At 68.2% G+C, this 19,313-nt stretch carries 23 protein-coding genes, 1 tRNA gene and 1 pseudogene; 12 read left to right on the forward strand and 13 right to left on the reverse strand.

Going from position 1 to position 19,313, the window contains the following annotated elements; all coding sequences use genetic code 11:
- Positions 1-45 precede the first annotated feature (45 nt).
- The 4 genes from JNB61_RS17345 to JNB61_RS17360 all read left to right on the forward strand — a co-directional run bounded on the left by JNB61_RS17345 (position 46) and on the right by JNB61_RS17360 (position 4,733).
- Positions 46-1,071, forward strand: a complete 1,026-nt coding sequence (locus JNB61_RS17345; RefSeq protein ID WP_220291488.1) for an AAA family ATPase — start codon at positions 46-48, stop codon at positions 1,069-1,071.
- Between the two features lie 7 nt (positions 1,072-1,078).
- A complete protein-coding gene (locus JNB61_RS17350) occupies positions 1,079-2,338 on the forward strand; it encodes a DUF58 domain-containing protein (RefSeq protein WP_220340457.1) in 1,260 nt (419 codons plus the stop codon).
- Complete coding sequence (locus JNB61_RS17355; RefSeq protein WP_220340458.1) at positions 2,325-4,604, forward strand: transglutaminase family protein; 2,280 nt, start codon at positions 2,325-2,327, stop codon at positions 4,602-4,604. The genes JNB61_RS17350 and JNB61_RS17355 overlap by 14 nt, the downstream gene beginning before the upstream one ends.
- 41 nt (positions 4,605-4,645) lie before the next feature.
- Positions 4,646-4,733 (forward strand) — tRNA-Ser (locus JNB61_RS17360).
- 48 nt (positions 4,734-4,781) lie between these two features.
- Here JNB61_RS17360 and JNB61_RS17365 read toward each other — a convergent pair.
- From JNB61_RS17365 to JNB61_RS20325, 4 genes are all read right to left on the reverse strand, one after another.
- A complete protein-coding gene (locus JNB61_RS17365; protein WP_220291502.1) occupies positions 4,782-5,291 on the reverse strand; it encodes an SRPBCC family protein in 510 nt (169 codons plus the stop codon).
- A 38-nt stretch (positions 5,292-5,329) separates the two neighbouring features.
- Positions 5,330-5,542, reverse strand: a complete 213-nt coding sequence (locus JNB61_RS17370) for an SHOCT domain-containing protein (RefSeq protein ID WP_223214934.1) — start codon at positions 5,540-5,542, stop codon at positions 5,330-5,332.
- Positions 5,543-5,863: 321 nt separating this feature from the next.
- On the reverse strand, positions 5,864-6,352 hold the full coding sequence (locus tag JNB61_RS17375; RefSeq protein WP_220291506.1) for a hypothetical protein: 489 nt from the start codon (positions 6,350-6,352) through the stop codon (positions 5,864-5,866).
- The gene (locus JNB61_RS20325) at positions 6,352-6,474 is read right to left on the reverse strand and encodes a hypothetical protein (RefSeq protein WP_262927527.1); all 123 of its coding nucleotides are present in this window, start codon (positions 6,472-6,474) and stop codon (positions 6,352-6,354) included. The genes JNB61_RS17375 and JNB61_RS20325 overlap by 1 nt, the downstream gene beginning before the upstream one ends.
- A 64-nt stretch (positions 6,475-6,538) precedes the next feature.
- Between JNB61_RS20325 and JNB61_RS17380 the strand changes: the two genes are divergently transcribed.
- Positions 6,539-7,105, forward strand: a complete 567-nt coding sequence (locus JNB61_RS17380) for a TetR/AcrR family transcriptional regulator (protein WP_220340459.1) — start codon at positions 6,539-6,541, stop codon at positions 7,103-7,105.
- Between the two features lie 191 nt (positions 7,106-7,296).
- Complete coding sequence (locus tag JNB61_RS17385) at positions 7,297-9,159, forward strand: PA domain-containing protein (protein WP_220340460.1); 1,863 nt, start codon at positions 7,297-7,299, stop codon at positions 9,157-9,159.
- Positions 9,160-9,217: 58 nt separating this feature from the next.
- Here JNB61_RS17385 and JNB61_RS17390 read toward each other — a convergent pair whose 3' ends face one another.
- The 6 genes and pseudogenes from JNB61_RS17390 to JNB61_RS17410 all read right to left on the reverse strand — a co-directional run bounded on the left by JNB61_RS17390 (position 9,218) and on the right by JNB61_RS17410 (position 12,818).
- The gene (locus JNB61_RS17390) at positions 9,218-10,045 is read right to left on the reverse strand and encodes a hypothetical protein (protein ID WP_223214935.1); all 828 of its coding nucleotides are present in this window, start codon (positions 10,043-10,045) and stop codon (positions 9,218-9,220) included.
- A 59-nt stretch (positions 10,046-10,104) separates the two neighbouring features.
- Positions 10,105-10,716, reverse strand: a complete 612-nt coding sequence (locus JNB61_RS17395) for a DUF305 domain-containing protein (protein WP_220291616.1) — start codon at positions 10,714-10,716, stop codon at positions 10,105-10,107.
- A gap of 91 nt (positions 10,717-10,807) precedes the next feature.
- Positions 10,808-11,242 carry a DUF6153 family protein gene (locus JNB61_RS17400; RefSeq protein WP_220291511.1) on the reverse strand — a complete coding sequence of 145 codons (435 nt, stop codon included), beginning with the start codon at positions 11,240-11,242 and terminating at the stop codon, positions 10,808-10,810.
- 1 nt (position 11,243) lies between these two features.
- Positions 11,244-11,519: a hypothetical protein gene (locus JNB61_RS20200; RefSeq protein ID WP_223214936.1), complete on the reverse strand. Its 276-nt coding sequence runs from the start codon at positions 11,517-11,519 to the stop codon at positions 11,244-11,246.
- 32 nt (positions 11,520-11,551) lie between these two features.
- Positions 11,552-12,088: pseudogene (locus JNB61_RS17405) on the reverse strand (P-type ATPase); the annotation flags it as partial.
- Between the two features lie 400 nt (positions 12,089-12,488).
- Complete coding sequence (locus JNB61_RS17410; protein ID WP_220291512.1) at positions 12,489-12,818, reverse strand: heavy-metal-associated domain-containing protein; 330 nt, start codon at positions 12,816-12,818, stop codon at positions 12,489-12,491.
- Positions 12,819-12,924: 106 nt separating this feature from the next.
- On the opposite strand from JNB61_RS17410, the gene JNB61_RS17415 reads away from it, so the two are divergent.
- Positions 12,925-13,539, forward strand: coding sequence for a hypothetical protein (locus tag JNB61_RS17415; RefSeq protein WP_220340461.1), 615 nt, complete (start codon positions 12,925-12,927; stop codon positions 13,537-13,539).
- A 170-nt stretch (positions 13,540-13,709) separates the two neighbouring features.
- Here JNB61_RS17415 and JNB61_RS17420 read toward each other — a convergent pair whose 3' ends face one another.
- Positions 13,710-14,120 carry a hypothetical protein gene (locus JNB61_RS17420; protein ID WP_220340462.1) on the reverse strand — a complete coding sequence of 137 codons (411 nt, stop codon included), beginning with the start codon at positions 14,118-14,120 and terminating at the stop codon, positions 13,710-13,712.
- 72 nt (positions 14,121-14,192) lie between these two features.
- Here JNB61_RS17420 and JNB61_RS17425 point away from each other — a divergent pair, with 72 nt between their 5' ends.
- Positions 14,193-14,960, forward strand: coding sequence for a potassium channel family protein (locus JNB61_RS17425; protein WP_308291292.1), 768 nt, complete (start codon positions 14,193-14,195; stop codon positions 14,958-14,960).
- 111 nt (positions 14,961-15,071) lie between these two features.
- Here JNB61_RS17425 and JNB61_RS17430 read toward each other — a convergent pair whose 3' ends face one another.
- Complete coding sequence (locus JNB61_RS17430; RefSeq protein ID WP_220340463.1) at positions 15,072-15,662, reverse strand: hypothetical protein; 591 nt, start codon at positions 15,660-15,662, stop codon at positions 15,072-15,074.
- Positions 15,611-15,880, reverse strand: a complete 270-nt coding sequence (locus tag JNB61_RS17435; protein WP_220340464.1) for a RidA family protein — start codon at positions 15,878-15,880, stop codon at positions 15,611-15,613. The genes JNB61_RS17430 and JNB61_RS17435 overlap by 52 nt, the downstream gene beginning before the upstream one ends.
- Positions 15,881-16,073: 193 nt before the next feature.
- Between JNB61_RS17435 and JNB61_RS17440 the strand changes: the two genes are divergently transcribed.
- Genes JNB61_RS17440 through JNB61_RS17455 form a run of 4 tightly spaced genes read left to right on the forward strand, consistent with a single transcriptional unit; the run spans position 16,074 to position 19,287 of the window.
- Complete coding sequence (locus tag JNB61_RS17440; protein WP_223214937.1) at positions 16,074-17,117, forward strand: glycosyltransferase family 4 protein; 1,044 nt, start codon at positions 16,074-16,076, stop codon at positions 17,115-17,117.
- Between the two features lie 12 nt (positions 17,118-17,129).
- Positions 17,130-18,107, forward strand: coding sequence for a glycosyltransferase (locus JNB61_RS17445; RefSeq protein ID WP_220340465.1), 978 nt, complete (start codon positions 17,130-17,132; stop codon positions 18,105-18,107).
- On the forward strand, positions 18,104-18,247 hold the full coding sequence (locus JNB61_RS17450; protein WP_220340466.1) for a hypothetical protein: 144 nt from the start codon (positions 18,104-18,106) through the stop codon (positions 18,245-18,247). Before JNB61_RS17445 ends, JNB61_RS17450 begins: the two co-directional genes overlap by 4 nt.
- The gene (locus tag JNB61_RS17455; protein WP_220291530.1) at positions 18,244-19,287 is read left to right on the forward strand and encodes a glycosyltransferase; all 1,044 of its coding nucleotides are present in this window, start codon (positions 18,244-18,246) and stop codon (positions 19,285-19,287) included. Before JNB61_RS17450 ends, JNB61_RS17455 begins: the two co-directional genes overlap by 4 nt.
- The last annotated feature ends 26 nt before the right edge of the window (positions 19,288-19,313 follow it).

A 19,313-nucleotide genomic window follows, 5' to 3' on the forward strand; every position in this document is an offset into this window, starting at 1 on the left:
CCCACCCGCGACCCTCTCGTTCGAGGGCGGAACCAGGAGCCGGCGATGGTCGATACCGCGATGACGGATGCTGCATCGAGAGGCCCGGGTGCGCTCGGCGCCCTCACCGCCGAGGAGTTCGCCCGCGTCACCGACGCGATCCTGAACGCGGTCGGCAGCGTCATCGACGGCAAGCCGGACGCCGTGCGCAGCGCCCTGGTGTGCTTCCTCGCGGAGGGGCACCTCCTCATCGAGGACGTGCCCGGCGTCGGCAAGACCATGCTGGCGCGTGCGCTGGCGACGTCCGTGGACGCCACGGTCCGCCGCATCCAGTTCACCCCAGATCTGCTTCCGGGCGACGTGACCGGCGTGAGCGTCTTCAACCCGGTCGAGCGCGAGTTCGAGTTCAAGCCGGGTGCGATCTTCGCGAACATCGTGATCGCGGACGAGATCAACCGTTCGTCCCCCAAGACGCAGTCCGCGCTGCTGGAGGCGATGGAGGAGCGTCAGGTCACCGTGGACGGCCGCACGCACTTCGTGCCCGAGCCGTTCCTCGTCGTCGCGACGCAGAACCCGCTCGAGATGGAGGGCACCTATGCGCTCCCCGAGGCGCAGCGCGACCGGTTCATGATGCGCATCTCGATGGGCTACCCCGATCCGCGGTCGGAGGCCCTCATGCTGCGTCAGCGCGACACCGTCAACCCGCTCGAGCAGCTCGCCCCGGTCGTGTCGGCAGACGAGGTCGGCGGGCTCGTCGCGTGGGCTCGCGCGGTGCATGTTGCGCCGGCCATCGAGGATTACGCCGTGGCGCTGGCGCAGGCGACTCGCACGCACAGCGATCTGCGCCTGGGCGCGAGCCCGCGCGCGACGCTGCAGCTGGTGCGGGCGGCCAAGGTGTGGGCCGCGCTCGACGGGCGCGCCTTCGTCATTCCCGACGACATCACAGCCCTGCTCTCCCCGGTGTTCGCGCACCGGCTCATTCCGACCCGCGCCGCGGGCGGCGCCCGCGCGTCGAGTGCCGCAGATGCGATCGCCACGATCCTCGAGCGCATCGCCGCGAGTGTGCGGGTGCCGATCGCCGCACGTCAGTGACAGAACGATGAGAAGCGTGTGGCCGCTGACCGTCCGGGGAACCGGAGCGCTGGTCCTCGCGATCACGTGCTTCATCGTGGCGAACGAGGCGAGCATCGTGGAGCTGATGTACTTCGGCATCCTGCTGCTGGCGGTCGTGATCGCCAGCATCGCATCCCTGTACGTCGGGCGCCGCTCCGACGCCGTCACCCGGGCGCTCGTCCCGGACGTCGTCTCGGTCGGCCGCGAGGCGCGCGTGGCGGTGAGGGTCGAGGTGCGGACAGCGCTGCCCACGGCGCCGGGAACCTGGCGCGACGCACTGCCCAAGGGGCTGCGCGGCAAGGCCGAGGGGGCCTTCCCCGCGCTCGGCTCCGGGCTTCGCGGCGGTGAGCGCGGCGGAGCCCGCAGCATCGACCTCGTGTACACGATCACCGGCGCGCGGCGCGGGATCCACTCGATCGGACCGCTCACCGTGCGTTCGTGCGACCCGTTCGGGCTCGCGCGGCGCACCGTCGTGTTCAGCCAGCGCACACCGGTCACGGTGGCCCCGGCGGTCATCGATCTGCCGCCACTCGTGGACTACGCGGGAGCCACGGGCGGCATGCTGCACACCACGACCGACCAGCTCGGCCAGGGCTCCGACAACCTCGTCGCGCGCCCGTACGCCCCGGGCGACTCCATGCGACGCATCCACTGGCGCGCGACCGCACACCGTGACGAGCTCATGGTGCGCCAGGAGGAGCAGGAGTCGACGCCTGAGGCCACCGTCGTCCTCGACCGTGCCGCGCTGCGCTGGTCCCCCGAGGCGTTGCGCGCTCCCGGCTCCGACCCCGGCTTCGAGGCCGGCATCTCTGCGTGCGTCTCTGCGGTCGCGCGGCTCGTTCACGACGGATACGCGGTCGAGGTGCTCGACACCGAGGGCACCGTGCTCGTCGACCGCATCGACGGTGGTGACATGACCGAGGTCGACGCGATGCTCGTGCGGTTCGCGACGATCACCGCGCACCGCGACGACGCTCTCCCACGCCTGTCGCGGTTGTTCGCGGGCGCGTCGACGGGACCGATCGTGCTCATCGTCGGGCGGCTCGACCCCGCCGACGCGGTGGCGGTCGGCCCGGTCTCGCACCACAGCACGCTGCCGCTCCTCCTCTCGGCGGCCCCGATGGGCGATGCGCTCGACATCGCCGCCGATCACGGCTGGCACGTGGCGAGTGTCGGCCCCGACCGCGACCTGGGTCTGGCGTGGGCGAACGCGATCGGCCGCGGAGTGCACCATGTCTTCGGCTGAACCGGTGCGCCGGGTCCGCGCCCGCGGCGGCGAGCTGCTGCTGACGTTCGCGATCCTCGCGGCGCTGCTGGCGGCGCTGCTGCCGGTCGTCCGGGTCGTCGAGCCGGGGTGGTGGCTCGTCGCCGCACTCGCTCTGTCGGCGATGGTGCTCGCGGCCGGCTACACCGCCCGCCTCTACCGGCTCCCGGCGGTCGCAGTCACGCTCATCGAGGTCGGGGTTTGGGTCGTGTTCATGACCCTGGTCTTCCTCCGCGACACCGCCCTGCTGTGGGTGATCCCGACCCTCGACACCTTCCGCGCCGTGCCGCTTCTGGTCGAGGCCGCGATGGAGGAGATCACCGTCGGCTCCGCGCCGCTCGAGCCCACGCTGTCGCTGGCATTCGTGGTGGTGGGGTCCATGGGACTGCTCACGATCATCGTCGACCACGTGGTGGTGACCGCACGGATGCCGCTGCTCGCCTCCGTCGGGATCGTGGCCGTGTCGCTCATCCCGGCGATCGCCGCGCCGAGCGAGGTCGACGTCATCGGGTTCGTGTTCCTCGCGGTGACGATCCTCTTCCTGCTGCGCTCCGAGACGCGCTCGCGCGAGAAGCCGGTGGAGCGCGAGGCGGAGCGCACTGCCGGCGTGCCTGCGACGGCACTCGGCATCGGCGCGATCGCGATCGTGGTGGCCGTCGTCGCGACGCCCGTGCTGCCGCAGCCGGGTGTGCGGGCGGGGTCTGGCCTCGGCCCGGGTCCGGGGATCGATGCGACGCTGGCGCTCGGCGACGATCTGCGCCGGCCGCAGGAGACCGAAGTGCTCCGCGTCCGCACCAACGCCCCCTCGGTCCCGTACCTGCGCGCGACGACGCTCTCGAGCTTCGACGGCGGCGTGTGGGAGCCTGATCGGTCACAGACGGTGTCGCTCCAGAGCGAGCGCGCGTTCGGGGTCGTGGACTCCGACGAAGACATCCGCATCGGCGAGTACACGGCGAAGGTCGACGTCGTGAACCTCGATTCGCAGTGGGCGCCGGTGCCCTACCCGGCAGTGGGGATCACAGGTCTCGGCGGGGGCTTGTGGGGCGCGGTCCCGTACAACCACACGGTCGCCACGAGCGGCGGTTCGACCCAGGGTCAGTCGTACGAGGTGGCGTACAACGTGCCCCGGCCGTCGCTTGAGCAGGTGCGCGCGGCGGTGTCGGTGGGCTCGCAGGTGCGCGACGAGACGACGCAGCTGCCTGAAGACATCCCGCCCATCATCGGCGAGCTCGCCGTGCAGATGACTGCTGACGCCACCACCGACTACGACCGGTTGACCGCGCTGCAGCGCTGGTTCCGCGGCACCGATTTCAGCTACTCGCTCGAAGCGCCCGTCGAGGACGACTTCGACGGCAGCGGCGCGGAGGCGGTGGCCCGGTTCCTCGATGTCCGCCAGGGTTACTGCATCCATTTCGCGTCGGCGTTCGCACTGATGGCACGCACGCTCCACATGCCTTCGCGCATCGTCGTGGGGTACCTGCCGGGGACTCCGACCACCGACTCCATCGACGGGCAGCCGGTCTTCTCCGTGTCGAGCTCACAGCTTCACGCGTGGCCCGAGGTGTTCTTCGACGGCATCGGGTGGATCCCGTTCGAGCCGACTTCCGGTCTCGGGGTTCCGACCACCTTCTCGTCGGAGCTGACGCTGCCAGGGCAGACCACCGATCCCGATGCCTCGACCCCGCAGTCGGGCCCCACTCCGACAGCCCGTGGTGACCAGGCCGAGATCGACCTGGAGGAGCAGCGCCAGAACGCGTCCGGCGCGTCTGCCCAGGACGCCCTCGACCCACTCCCGATCCTCGGCGTGGTGGCGGCCGTGGTCGTGCTGCTCGCGCTCCCCTTCCTCATCCGTGAGCTGCGCCGCCGGCAGCAGGATGCCGCCGCCCGAAGCGGCGACGCTGCGGCCGCGTGGCAGTCCGTCCAGGAGGCCGCGATCGATGTCGGCATCCCTGCGCCGGCGAGCGAGACTCCGCGCGCGTTCGCCGGCAGGCTCGTCGCCGAACACGGGGTCTCAACTTCCGACATGAACACCGTCCTGCTCGCGATCGAGCGCGCCAGCTATTCACGCACCGGCACCCGCTCGTACTGGATGGGAGACGCGGCGGCCGATGCCGCAGCATCCGTCCGCACCTCGCTGCTCGCATCGGTGCCGCCTTCACGCCGTATTCTGGCGCTGCTCGCGCCACGTTCGCTGGTGATCCGCCCGGGCAGCGTGTACGCCGCAAGCGCCCCGGTTCGGGCAAGGTAGCCGAGCAGGGTAGGATGGTCGGCGGCCCTCCGGGGCCTCCTGGAGGATTCGCCTAGTGGCCTATGGCGCACGCTTGGAAAGCGTGTTGGGTGCAAGCCCTCGGGGGTTCGAATCCCCCATCCTCCGCCACCGTTCTGCCTGGAAACAGGGGGATCACGAGATGAGTATCGCTGGCCTCTAGGCAGGTCGACCACAATGGGAGACCGCAGAGCGCATCATCTGCCGTACGCACCATCCTGCGTAGGCAGGGCCCCCAAGTCGGCCCAGCCACTTGCGCCGATCGGGCATGTCGTAGTCGATCCAAACCGTGAGTCGACTCCCCGAATCGCGCGGATGGATCCGGAAGCCGAGCTCATACGCTCCGATGACGACGAGGTCTACGTCGACGGTCTGCCAGATCTTCGTCTGGGCGGGGACTCGTTCGGTGACGACTTCGTCGAGATAGAGGTCGAACCCGAACGCGCGCCCGCGCATGATGACATGCGCACCGACTTCCTTGCCGGCATCTTCGCCCAAGACGAGCTGCATCTGCCCGCCGCCCATCATCGGTGACCCGTTTCCCGACTTCATGTGGAGCGACAGGTTGCGGTGGTCGTCGAGGAACTCAAACAGCTCTTGCGGTGAGCAGGCGATATCGGCGGTTTCCTCGGCGTGCTTTTCGTACACCTGGGAGCGGGGCTCTTTCATGGTTATGGCAGCAACCTTCCGCGAACGCGCGGGACGCCTCAGCTGGGTCGCTCAAGAGCGCCAGCGATGTGTCTGAACTCCTCCGGGCTGATCTCGCCGCGCGCGAGGCGCTCTTCAGCAATCTGACGTGCAGAACTGGAAGGAGCCGACGCCGTGCTGGATCGGCTGGACGGCCCCAGCGTGAAGAGGCGCACAATCACCACGACGAGCGCCGCTAGGACGAGCAGCAGGAGGACGATGCTGATCCACATCCACCCCCACCCGAAAACTCCGTACATCATGAGTGACCTCCTCGGGCGTCACACAACTGGACGCCTCACAGATATCCTGCTCCGATCGCGGGCGGACTCGACAGGTCGAAGGTCCCGCCACGTACGGTGCGGGCCGTAGTCGAGTTTGCCCGCTGAGCTCGTCCCACGCGACGCGGAGGTTCTCGGTCCTCAGTCGGGTCTTGCTGCTGTCGGCGACACGAACTGGCTGATTCCGCGGTGGTGATCATGGCGGGACCCGAGCTGTCCCAGCGCTGCCCACCCCGGGGAACTGGGGACGACTGGCACGTGACGTTGGAGAGGCTACCGTTTCGCCCACGGCGTCAGCCCTCGCGGCTTGACATACGCCAACACCGTGATGCCGGCAAGCACGCCCAGCGCCAAGGCGGAGTCGACGACGAGCTGCAGCCGGAACTGCAACACGTGGGCGGCATCGCGCGACGCGGACGACGCGGCAGCGTCGACGACGCTCGTGTGAACGAGGAGCAACAGTGTCGCACCAGTCGTCAGCACCAGCTTGAAGACCACCCAGTAATGACGCAGGAGCCCCCACGGCGTGATGAGCGACAGGGTCACCCCGCTCACCAGCGCCAGGATCGCGAGGGGGACGATGGCGGTCCACACTGAGACGGCCAGCGCAGCGTAGATGCCCGCGTAGAGGCGGGCGTCTACCGAGCTCGACCCGAGAATCGCGATCCCAAGGAAGACCGCGACGGCGCCGATCCACCCGATCGAGACAATGACGTGGACCGCCCGCGTAACAGCGATCAGCCGAGGCCGCCTGGTGGGCATCAGTGCATGCCCGCCATCCCGTTGCCGGTCAGATGAAGAACCACCACCACGACCACGGCCGCCAGCATCACTCCCCCGACGACAAGGACCCAGAGCGGAACGGGCGGTGTCTTTTCGCTCACGGGTTTATTAATACATATCGCACGGCTTGAGTCAAAGTGTATCGATCCGGGCTAACATTCACGTATGCCGAAGCTGTGGAGTGAGACGATCGCGGAGCACCGCTCCGTCGTCTTCGACGCCATTCTCGACGCCACCGCGGAGTTGGTGCACCGCCACGGGCCGACCGGCGTGACCATGACCGCTTTGGCCGAGTCCAGCGGCGTCGGGCGGGCAACGCTCTACCGGTATGTTCCTGATGTCGCTTCCGCACTGTCCGCCTGGCAGCACAGGGAGGTCTCCCGCCACCTGCAGCGGCTCAGGGCCATCGCAGCCGAAACTGCGGCGGAGACGCGGCTGGATGCCGTTCTGGCGGGATATGCGCGGATCCGAAGCCATCGACATGGCGACGACGGCGCCATGCATGAGGCGTCCCGCCTCGCACCCGCAGAAGCGGAACTGCGCGAACTGGTGAAGGAAATCATCACGGACGACGCCCGAGCCGGCCGCGCCCGCACCGATCTATCGTCCGAAGAGCTCGCCGCCTATGCCATCGCATCACTGGGCGCGACAGCATTGCTGCCTGCGCCGTCCTCCGCACTGCGGCTTTCGAGACTGGTCGTGGGCACCATAAGGGGCGAATCCGCCCCCTGACTTCGCCGCTCCGATGACCTCTTTTCGGGTAGCGCGGTGCGGCGTACGATGCGGGTCAGAAGCGGTAGCCGGCAGCCTTAGGCGTCATTGTCCCACCGCACCGTACTCGTCCTGCGGGCAGTGTCGCCGCGCGCCGCTCATTCCCAATCGAGGGGGATGTCGAAGAAGACATCCGGAGGGAGAGAGACGAGATGAGAAGTTCGCGCTTTGTCCTCGCCGCGGCAGCGGCGGCGGTTTCCATAGCGCTCACCGCCCCCGCGGCATACGCGGGGCCGGGGCAGCATGGAGGCGACGAGGGCCACCTCATCGGGACCGGCGAGTGGGGCAAGGTCGAGCTCGTCGGCCAGGTCACCGTTCACGACGCAGAGGAAGGCCTCATCGCCGATGTCGCAGTCGATCCGGACGGCGACTACGCCTACCTCGCCCGCTGGGGCGGGTCGGACTGTGCCGGGCCAGAGACCGGCGGTCAAGGGTCCCCGGATGGCGGCGTCTACGTCATCGACATCTCCGACCTGGAGAACCCCGTCGAAGTCGGATTCATCGCGACGCATCAGGACACGCTTGTCGGCGAGGGCATGCAGGTCGTGCGCTTCGACACCGCCGACTTCACCGGTGACGTGCTGGTGATCAACCACGAGCAGTGCGGCAAGAACGGCAAAGCCGGCGTCTCGCTGTGGGACGTGACGGATCCACTGAAGCCCAAGAAGCTCAGTGAGCACTTCGGCGACATCACGATCGATGCAGCCCGGGCGACGCCCGACGTGAACCAGACGCACAGCGCGTTCCTGTGGCAAGCCGACGGGCGAGCCTATCTGGTCGCCACCGATGACGAAGAAGCCAGCGATGTCGACATCTTCGACGTCACGAACCCGAAGAAGCCGGTCCTGATCGGCGAGTTCGATCTCAACGAGTTCGGCGTCTCGCAGCCGGCGCTCGGTCTGACGGACTCCTTCCTGCACGACATGGTCGTGAAGGAGATCGACGGCACGTTCTACATGTTGCTGTCGTACTGGGACGGCGGCTACGTGCTGCTGGATGTCGACGATCCGGCCAACCCGGTGTTCGTCGGTGACAGCGACTTCGCTCCTGTCGACCCAGAGGTTCTCGCGGTTTTGGGGTATGAGCTGATTCCGGAGGGCAACGCGCACCAGGCGGAGTTCACGATGGACAACCAGTTCGTGATCGGCACCGATGAGGACTTCGACGCGTACCGCCTCGTCGTCAACACCGACGACGGCGGTGTCTACAACGCGCGTGCCGGGGAACTGACCACCATTGAGGAGGCGCAAGAGGTCACCGGCACCACGGTCTTCGTCGGCAAGGCATGCCCGGGCGACACCGTCCCGGCGCCGCCGGCCGAAGACGGCTACATCGCGGTCGTCGAGCGTGGCGAATGCTTCTTCGAAGAGAAGATCCAGACGGTGCTGGCTGCCGGCGGGTACGACGCGGTGATCATCATGAACCGTGAGGGCGCCGACGCCTGCAACGCCGCGACGGTGCCGTCCTACGACACAGACGCGATCCCCGTGATCTTTGTCGGACGTGAGGCCGGTTACGGCCTCTTCGACACGGCGGGCTTTGACATCGACGCCTGCCTCCAGGGGAATGAGACCGTCGACGCGCCCATCTCAGTCGGCACGGTCGGCGACGTCGTCACCGACGTCGGAGCGGTCTTCGACGGCTGGGGCTACGTCCACCTCTTCTCCGTAGGGGATGACATGAGCCTCACCGAGGTGGACACCTTCGTCATCCCCGAGGCCATGGATCCCGCCTTCGCTGAGGGATACGGTGACCTGTCGGTCCACGAGGTGGCGACAGACCCGCTCGACTCGTCGTTGGCGTACCTGTCGTACTACAGCGGCGGTCTGCGGGCGGTGCAGATCCAGTGCACTAACCCCGCTGATCCGATGACGTGCGAGCTGGTGGAGGTCGGCGGCTACCTCGACCCGGATGGGAACAACTTCTGGGGCGTGGAGACGTTCGTGCGTGACGGCCGGACGTACATCCTCGCGAGCGACCGCGACTCCGGCCTGTGGATCTTCGTCGATCCGTAAGCGAGCGGAGAGGACCAGAGGGGTCGGCTGCACGCCGACCCCTCTGGTGTGCGGACTGCTAGTCGTCAGCGGGCAGCAATGTCAGTCCGCTGTCGTCGGCAACGAGAATCTCGCCGGTGTTGGTGATGGTGATCGCCTGCGCGACCCCGTGCACGGTGCCCACCCGTGTCCAGGCCGGCCCGCCCACGGTGTTGGTCCAAATCACGTCCTCGTCGTCGACCCCGACGATCCGCTCATGGTCGGCAGACGTCGCTATGACGTACAGGTTCGGTGCGCCGGTCAGCGGCACGAATGTCTTGCCACCGTCGGTGCTGACCTGGGGTCGGTTGGGGGTGGTGGCGATCAGGCGGCCGGCGGCGTCCGCGGCGAGCCCGAAGGCGAGCAGGCTGGCGCTGGTCGGTGTCCAGGTGGCCCCGAGATCGATGCTGACCAGAAGGTCGCTGCTGTCAGTGGCCTGCCCGTAGAGGGTGCCGTCGGGCCCGACGGTCAAGGCGTGGAAGTCCTTCTCGCTGGTGAAGGCGACCGGCTGCCAGGTGCCGGCGCCGTCGCGGCTGCGGATGATGCCGAGGTTGCCCTTCCCGAGCTCGGCGGGGGTGTTCGGCCCAGGGTGCCCAGAGGCGATCAGGTCCTCGCCGACGACGGTCAAACCCATCGCGTCGAAGTCGACCCCGATGCGTGTGCCGAGTTCGCCGTCGTCGGTGGCGGTGTAGATGCTCTCGTGGGTGCCCAGCAAGAAGCCGTCGCCGTCCGGGTTGGCAACGATGGCGTGCACGTGCGTGGCCGTGTTCGCGTGCTCGGTGCCCGTGGACGGTGGGGTGGTAGCGCAGCCGGTGAGGACAAGGGTGGAAAGCGCGACCATTCCGGCCGCGCGCAGAGGTACGCGCATGATGCACCTTTCGATTGGAGGGCGAGGGGCGCCGGGAAGGGCGCCCCTCGCCGGGTGCGTCAGAGCTGTGTGAGGAGGTCCTGCATGATGGCGATTTCCGCGGTCTGCGAGTCGACGATGTTCTGCGCCATCTCGATCGCATCGGCGTTCTGACCGTTGTTGATCTCGTCCTGCGCCATCTCGATGGCGCCCTCGTGGTGCGTGATCATCTGCTCGAGGAACAGCCGCGACGCCTCGGTGGCGGTGGCGCCTTGCAGCGCGGTCATGTCGTCGTCGCCCATCATGCCGCCGCCGTGGCCCATGTCGTCCATGTCCGGCATGCCGGTGCCCCACTCTTCCAGCCACCCCTCCATCTGGTCGATCTCGGGCTGCTGGGCGGCCTTGATGTCCTCGGCGAGCGTCACCACCTGCTCGTCGATGCCCTCCTTGGCCAGAATCACGTCGGCCATTTCCACGGCCTGCTCATGGTGCGGGATCATCATCGCCGCGAACATCACGTCCGCGCCGTTGAAGTCCGCCGAGGCCGACGAGGAGGCGGACGGCATCCGGGTCGAGCCGTGGTCCATGCCGGGCATGGACCCCGAGTCCGAGCCACCGCTGCTGGCGCAGCCGGCGAGGGTGAGGACGGTGGCAAGAGCCAGTGCGGCGGTGGCCGCGGTGCGAATCTTCATCAGTGTTCTCCAAATCAGGGGTACGTGAAAGGGCGCCCCCAGACCAGGGGCGGAGGATGCGGAGTCGGCAAACGCCGGACTCCACATCGGTTCACGTGCGACTGATGCAGAGAGCGGTGAGACAGGGTGGTCTCAGCCCCGCGAGGTTCATGAACGTCAGGTGGACCGGTTGCGGTCGGGGCATCGTCGACAGCCACCGGTGCCCGAGGTTCGGGCGCAGAAGCAGGAGCGCGACCGCCAGCAGGGCGAGCACGCAGGCCATGGCGAGCATGCTCGAGTGGTCGCTGCCGCAGTCGGCGCATAGGTCGGTGGTGTCGTCGGCGGCGGAGTGGGTGTGGCCCATGTCGGCCACCGTGACCACCGCCGTGCCGGCCCGGTCGCTGGCGTCGGTGGCGCTGTGGCTGTTGAGGGAGTGCATGGCCAGCAGCCCGATGATGACGGCGCCGGTGATCGCGATCAGCAGCAGCAGCCAGCGCGCCGTGGAGCGGCCGGCTCGTAGCCGAGCGGTCAACGCGATCAGTGACATGTCACCTCCCTCCTTCCACGGTACGCCCTCCGGCTGAGCGGCCGGTAACCGCCTCTGGCCTCAGGTCCAGCCGGCGCAGCAGCTGCGCGTTGAGGGCGACCACGATCGTGGACACCGACATCAGGATCGCCCCCGCCGACATCGGCAGCACGATCCCGATCGGCGCCAGGAGGCCAGCCGCCAACGGCACCGAGATGAGGTTGTACCCGGCGGCCCACGAGAGGTTCTGCTTCATCTTGCGGTAGCTGGCCCGGGACAGCTCGATCACTGACAGCACCGACCGAGGGTCGTCGCTGGCAAGGATGACACTTCGCCGGTGATCATCGACTCATCCATGCTGGCCGAGCCCTGCACCACCCGACCGTCCGCCGGCACCCGCCCACCGGAACGGACGACGACGACGTCGCCAACCTGCAGGTCCGCGGGGGCGACCGTGACGGTGATCTCGCCCTCGACCTTCTCCGCCTCATCGGGCAACAGCGCGGCCAGGGAGTCCAGCGCCGAGGCGGTCTGCGCGAGGGACCGCATCTCGAGCCAGTGGCCGAGCAGCATGATGACGATCACCAGGGCGAGTTCCCACCGGAAGTCCAGCTCGTGGTGCAGGATCCCGAGGCTGGCGCCCCAGGAGGCGATGAACGCGACGGTGATCGCCGGGCCGATCAGCAGCATCATGCCGGGCTTGCGGGCGCGCAGCTCGCTGACCGCGCCGGTCAAGAACGGCGCTCCGCCCCACACGTACATGACCGTGCCCAGCGCCGGCGAGACCCAGCCCACCCACGCGGCATCCGGGAGCGGGTACCCGAGCGGCATCGAGAACGCCACCACCGGAACGGCCAGTAACAGCATGATCCAGAACAGGAGCCGGAACCGGCCGACATGGTCTTCCTGGCCCGCGTGACCGCCACCGTGGCCGGCATGCTCCATGCCGGCGTGCGGCATCCCGGCATGACCAGCATGCGCCCCGTGCGCGGAAGGAGCAGTATCCGCCACCTCTTGGCCATGCTCATGATGTGCGGTGGCCGCTGCCATGACGTGGTGCTCGTGGTGGGTCCCGGCCGTAGCCGCCAGTCGGATCACCGTGTTGGCTGTGGTGCGTGGGGTGCTCGACGGCCGTCGCAGGTTCGGCGACGGCCTCCCGCATACCTTGGGCGGTGTTCTCGTCGTCCCCGGCCTCGGCGGGCGGGTGGTGGTGGTCGTGCTGGCTCATTACGAACCCTTCGCCGCGCGGCTCCGCGCGGCTGCGTTCTTACGACGGGCTGGCAGCCAGGCGGTAGCCGGCCTGTTGGACCGCTGTGGCGACAGCGGCGGCGTCGACCGGGCCAGACGTGCGGATGGTGACGCGAGACGTGCCACCCGCGTTCAGATCCACCGAGACACCCTCAACCCCTTCGATCCCGCTCAGCTCCTCAGTGACGCTCGCCACACAGTGAGAACACGTCATGCCGGAAACCAGGACATCGGAGCTCCCAGCGGAGGCCGGCGTCTCGGCGTCGCTCGAAGTTGATGCGCGCGAACAGCAGGCGCAACCCGCCGCCGAATCCTTCAAACCGAGGTCAACACGGTTGTCGATGCTCATCTCGTCCCTCATGTCTTGGCGCGCTCTCCGCCGCCAGAAGATTGGTTCGATACCCCCGTAGGGTATCAAGAACCATGCCGAAGGGCGAAGGATTCCCTCGCTCTGGATGCTTGTCGACCGCATTGCGCGCTCGCTACCCTGGCGAGCACCGGAGGCCAAGATGCTGCACGCTCAGCAGACCGACACAGTGATGATCGCCGAAGCGGTCGCGCCGGTCCTGGTCGCTCTCCTCACGGCCACTGCCGCGATCGTGGCGCCGCGACTTGCTGGCCGAAGCGACGATCTCAAGCGAGCCGAACGCCTCACTGCCCTGCTGGGCGACCTCTCACCTTCACCGCGACGTGTGCTGCTCGAGCAGCTCCGCGACGATTACGCCACGCTCTGGGCCCTGCAGCAAGCCGCGCCCCGCTTCCCGCGCCTGCGCGCGGCCAGCCGCGCGACCTACTACGGCGGTGTTCTGGTGCTGATCCTCGGCCCACTCACCCTCCTGCTCACGCCAGGCATGCAGTGGTGGTACTGGGCTTACTACCTCGGCGGAGCGCTGCTGCTCGCAATCGGCATCGCGCTGCATCGCCAGAGACAGAGGCGGCAGCGCCGGTGGATGGAACAGGAGCTGAAGAGACGCGGACTCCGGCCTCCGCTCGACGGCACCCTTCTCGGACTCATGCGGCCGTCCGATCAACCCACTCCGCCAGAGACGGACATCGCTCCGACCGATTGAGCCGGCCAAGCGGGTGACACATCTACTGGCACAATTGAGCGCGACACGCCGTGCAGATTTAGGCCTAAGGACGTGACTCTCACCTCCGTGTTGCCAACTCTGCGTCGCGTCATCTTGTCGGCATGAGGAGTACGCCCGGCCGCTCCGGAAGCCTTCAGCGTTCCATGCGTCTATTCGTCACGCTTGGTCTCGTCCACGATCCGTGTGGTGAACTCCTCGGTGAGGCGCGTGGTCCTCGCCTTCTTCTCTGCAACGTTCGCCGCGGTCGCCGATTGCCATTCGGTCGCCAGCCGGTCCTCGAGGTCGCGGATCTGGGTTCGGATCGCCTCGTTCGTCTGCTGGCTTGCGGTGCGGACCACGCGTACGGCGGTGTCGATGATCCGACGCTCCAGCAGCAGAACGACTCCGACGAGCAGCAGTGTGGTTCCGATGTTGGCGAGCACGCCGGCGAAGTAGTCCCAGCGTCCAGCCGCCGGTATCGCGAACACTCCGATCGTGATCGCGGCGAGACCTAGCACGATGCAGGTCACGAACCATCCCCAGCGGATGCGGACGGGGCTCGTGTTCGGCGTCGGCGTCATCACGTCAGCGTACGGCTCGCCACACCGCGACGGTGTGCACCTCGAGCTTGCCGCGAATCCATCGTCAATACGGTGCTCGACGTGACGTGGGTTGAGGCGAAGCGTTGGGATAATCGCGCCATGTATGGGGAACGTATCGCCAAATGGGAGAAGGCTGTGGAATGGCCGCTCACTCTCGCCGCCGTCCTCTTCCTTGCCGCCTATGCCATACAGATCATCGCCCGACCGGGCGGTCTGCTGAACGTGTTGTGCGAGATCGTCCTGATCGCGACGTGGGCCGTCTTCGTTGTCGATTATGTGGTTCGGCTGGCAATCACGCAGCGCCGGTGGCGGTGGTTCTACCGGCACCTGCTCGACCTCGCGATCGTCGTGCTGCCGATGCTGCGCCCGCTGCGCCTCATGCGCTTCCTCACGGTTCTCGCCCTGATTGGGCGCAGCACCGGCAACATGCTCCGTGGCCGCGTCGTCCTGTACACCGTCGGCGCCACCGTGCTCACCGTGTTCATCGCGGCGCTGTCGGTGTTCGACGCGGAGCGCGGCGTCGGTGATATCGACACGTTCCCGGACGCGGTGTGGTGGGCGTTCGTGACCATCACGACCGTCGGGTACGGCGACTACTACCCCGTGACGGCCGCCGGGCGGATCGTCGCGGTCGGGCTGATGATCGGCGGCATCGCGCTGATCGGTGTCGTCACCGCCACCCTCGCATCTTGGATCGTGGAGCGGGTCGCAGACCAGACCAGCAAGACCGTCTCCGCCACCGAGGCGCAGGTCGAGGGTCTGCGCAGCGAGATCGTCGAACTCAAGCAGATGATCCGGGAGCTGCGCCCGACCAGCTGACCAAGTGACGGCACAGATCCAAGCGGCCCAAGAAACTGGCGGGGGCGCACGGCGACGCGCACTTCTGATCGCAATGCACTGTGCACCCAGACCACGCTTCCGGCTGGGGTCTCACCCCATGCCGGGTGCTCCATATTCGGCTCCATCCGGCAGTTCCGGGCAAGAAGCATCAGCGGTCTGGGCTGCGATCTCCGCACGCACAGCGACGCCGTCCGGGACAATCCGGAGGGTGTACACGATTCCTTCCTGAGCGCCCGGCTCCGGGATATACCCGAGGCTCATCCCGTCACTGTTCATGCCGTCGGGCCGGTGGGCTCCCCATACGGAGACGAGACCACCGGCGGGATGTTCGTCGAGCCAATCGGCGGTATCGCTGAGTGTGGCGTCGGGGACCAGCCAGAACGCCTCGAGCTCGGATACCGGCCCGCACGGCCAGCCCGTGTAGGACAGGAACGAGGCGACCGTCGAGGTGGCGGCAGTCGTACCGGGCGGGAGGGAGATGTCGTCGAGCCATGCCTGGGCCTGCGCCTGTGCCTGCTCGTCGTCGCTCCCAGAGGCGATGACACCAGATAGCGATGGTGTCGGCTCGGGCGTTGTTGCGGCTGCCGGGGCGGGCGCACCCACAGGTGTCTGACCGGTCGCGCATCCGGTTAGGGCGAGGGCGGCCAGAACCGACGCGGCGAAGGCGAGGCGGTGGCGCATGCGACCACTTTAGGGCGCGTCTCGAAACCTGTGCGCGCTGACGGTCGCTGAGCGTTCACCTGGCGGGTGTGCTCCTGGATGGTGTCGCCGGCGAGCGCCCCGGTCTTCGTGTCGATGCCTACGGTGCCCGAGAGGTAGATTCGCCTGCCCGCTCGCACTGCCTGGCTGTAGAGCGGCGAGCTTGGAGCGTCCGGCGTGGTGATGATCTCCCTCGGCATTGCGCACAGCCTCGATCGTCGCCGGGGACAGGGGGCGCAAAGCGCAGCAATCCGTTGTCAACCCCCCGGCGCGGCGCGGAGAACCGCCCTACCGTCAGATAACCCTCGCACCCGAAGCGAGGAGACCATGAACCCGCGATCATCGCAGACGCCAGGTTCGGCTCCGCAAGACCTACGTGGTCTGCGGGTCGGGATGCTGGCTCCCATCGCCTGGCGGACGCCCCCGGTCCACTACGGCCCATGGGAGCTGATCGCGTCGATGCTCACCGAGGGCCTGGTGGGGCGCGGCGTCGAGGTCACCCTCTTCGCTACGGCCGATTCCCTCACGTCCGCGCAGCTCGATGCAGTGGCCCCTCGCGGGTACTCCGAGGATCCGGGGATGGACGGTCGGGTGTGGGAGGCGCTGCACGTCGCTCGCGCAATCGGCCGCTCGGCGGATTTCGACCTCATCCACAATCACCTCGACTGGCTGCCGCTGGCGCTTCATGCGCTGTGGGAGGCACCCGTCCTTACGACGGTGCACGGGTTCTCCGGACCGGGCATCCTGCCGGCGTACGAACGGTCCGGGTCGGACCTCGTGTCGATCTCGGATGCCGACCGTGCGCCGGGCCTGCGTTACGTGGCGACGATCCCGCACGGCGTCGACATCGACGCGTTCCCCCTCGGACCGGGCGGTGATGATCTCGTGGTCTTCAGCCGCATGCACCCTGACAAAGGGATCGTCGACGCCATCGACACCGCGGCCCGGGTCGGTCGCCGCGTCATCCTATGCGGCATCGTCCAAGACGCCGCATACTTCCGCGACCTCGTGCTGCCTCGGATCGACGACGACCGGGTGGTGTATCTGGGCGCGGTGACGGCGCAAGACCGATCGCATGTGCTCGGGGGTGCGGGGGCACTGCTGCATCCCGTGCATTTCGACGAGCCCTTCGGTCTCGCGGTCGTCGAGGCGATGGCCTGCGGTACACCGGTCGTCGCCTACGCTCGCGGAGCGATGCCCGAGGTGGTCGACGCCGGCGTGACCGGCATCCTCGTCGATCCGCACGCCGATGACCTCGTTGCCCGGACCGCCGCAGCGGTCGACGCCGCGCTCGCTCTGGATCGCGGGCGCGTGCGCGAACGGGCACGCCGGCGATTCGACGCCGGCCGGATGGTCGACGCTTACCTCGACGTCTACCTGGACGTCGTCACTCGCCGCGGGAACCCTCGCCAGTCGGTGCGCGCCCGCGCATCGTGAGGGAGGGAAGAAATGCGATTCGGATTCCTGTCGACCTACCCGCCGACCCGATGCGGCCTGGCGACGTTCACACGATCCCTCGCCGTGGCCATGACCGATCCGCCGTCGGAGCGGTCGATCGTCGTGCAGGTTCTCGATCCCGGTGAGGAGATGGGGTTTTCGGCTGATGCCGACGTGCGGATCGCGTCGGCCCTGCGGCCCGGCGACACGGCCAGTCAGGCTGAAGCAGCGCGAGTGCTGAACCGCTGCGACGCCGCCATCGTGCAGCACGAGTACGGCATCTACGGCGGAATCGACGGCGATGAGGTGCTCGCGGTACTCGGCTCGTTGCACGTCCCCGTCATCACGGTGCTGCACACCGTGCTGGCTCACCCGAGTCCTGGTCAGCGCAGAGTGCTGGAACACGTCGTGGGCCGGTCCACGGCCGTCGTGGTCATGACCGAGCACGCACGGGAGACGCTCCTCGCGCACTTCCGCGTCGACAGCGCAAAGGTGCATGTCATCCCCCACGGCGCGGCGGTCCTGCCGGGGCATTCGTTGCATCGTCGCGCCGCCTCGCCGATGATTCTGACCTGGGGCCTCATCGCACCCGGCAAGGGGCTTGAGCGTGGCCTGCGAGCGTTCGCACGTCTGCGCGGGCGCGGCATCCCTGCGAGATACGTCATCGCGGGTCAGACGCACCCGAAAGTACTCGCACACAGCGGGGAGGCATACCGTGAGTCGCTCGTCAGCCTGGCGCGCGATCTCGAGGTCGAGGCATCCGTCCGCTTCTTCAACGAGTACCTCTCGCCCCAGTCTCTCGCAGGACTGCTGAGCGCCGCCGACGCCGTGCTGCTGCCCTACGACTCGAAGGAGCAGGCGACGTCAGGCGTGCTCGCCGAGGCCCTCGCCGCAGGTGTGCCCGTTGTGGCGACAGCATTCCCGCACGCAGTCGAACCCTCGCCGGCTCGGCAGGCGTCGCGGTGCCGCACGACGATCTCGACGCGATGACCGCGGCTCTGGAGCGGATACTGCGGTTCGACGACGGCAGCCGCGCATCGCGGCGCATCGGCTCAGGGCCCTCGTGGTCCGATGTGGGTGCACGGTATCTCGACCTCGCCGAGCGGGTGCGGTCGGAGTGGGCGGCGTGATCCCGGCCGCCCTGCCGCTCGCGCATCTCCAAGCCATGACCGACGAGCACGGTCTCTTCGAGCATGCCCTCGGCGCCGTGCCGCGGCGCGAGCACGGCTACTGCGCCGACGACGTCGCGCGCGGGCTCGCTCTCGTCGCGCGAGAGGACGGGCGATCGGCCGCCGCCGCCGTGCTGACCGATAGATATCTGCGGTTCCTGGAGTCCGCCGTCACCGAAGACGGACGGGTGCACAACCGCATGGACGCGGATGGCGAATGGACGGATCGACCGGGCACCGGCGATTGGTGGGGGCGTGCGATATGGGGCCTCGGCGTGGCGGCTCGGCGCTCCTCCCGCGCGTCGATCCGCGAACGCGCCCTCGGGGTCTTCGAACGCGCGGCCCGCGCGAGTTCGCCGTGGTTGCGGGCGCGCTGCTTCGCCGCGCTCGGCGCCGCCGAGATCGTCGGGTCGGCGGCAACCGATGCCGCCGTCGCCGTGCTTCGCGACAGCGTCGAGGCAGTGGCCGCGCACCCGCCGGACTCTTCGTCAGGATGGCGATGGCTCGAGCCCCGGCTGCACTACGCGAACGCCGTGGTTCCGGAAGCACTGCTCGCCGCAGGCCGCGGCCTGGGAGACGACCGGCTCATCGAGCGCGGAACGGGCCTGCTGACGGTCCTGATATCGATCGAGAGCAGGGCCGATGGGCGCCTGTCACCCACCCCGGCCGGGGGGCGTGGGCCCGACGATGTCCATCCGGGATTCGATCAGCAGCCGATCGAAGCGGCATCTCTGGCTCAAGCGTGTCTTCGAGCCTTCGAAACGACGGGCGAGACCGGCTGGCTGACGCCCCTGCGTGCGGCGTGGGAGTGGTTCGAGGGCGCCAATGATGTCGGCATTGCGCTCTTCGACCCGGCGACGGGTGCCGGGTACGACGGCCTCACGTCGTGCGGTCGCAACGACAACCGAGGCGCCGAGTCGACCCTCGCGGCTCTGTCGACCCTTCAATGCCTCTCCCGGGCGGCCGCGAGCGCGGCAGGTCTTCGACACGGTCGCCACTGACGGGCTTCGGATACTCCTTGCGCCTA

The organism is Microbacterium ureisolvens (assembly GCF_019511645.1).
Lineage (GTDB): Bacteria > Actinomycetota > Actinomycetes > Actinomycetales > Microbacteriaceae > Microbacterium > Microbacterium ureisolvens_A.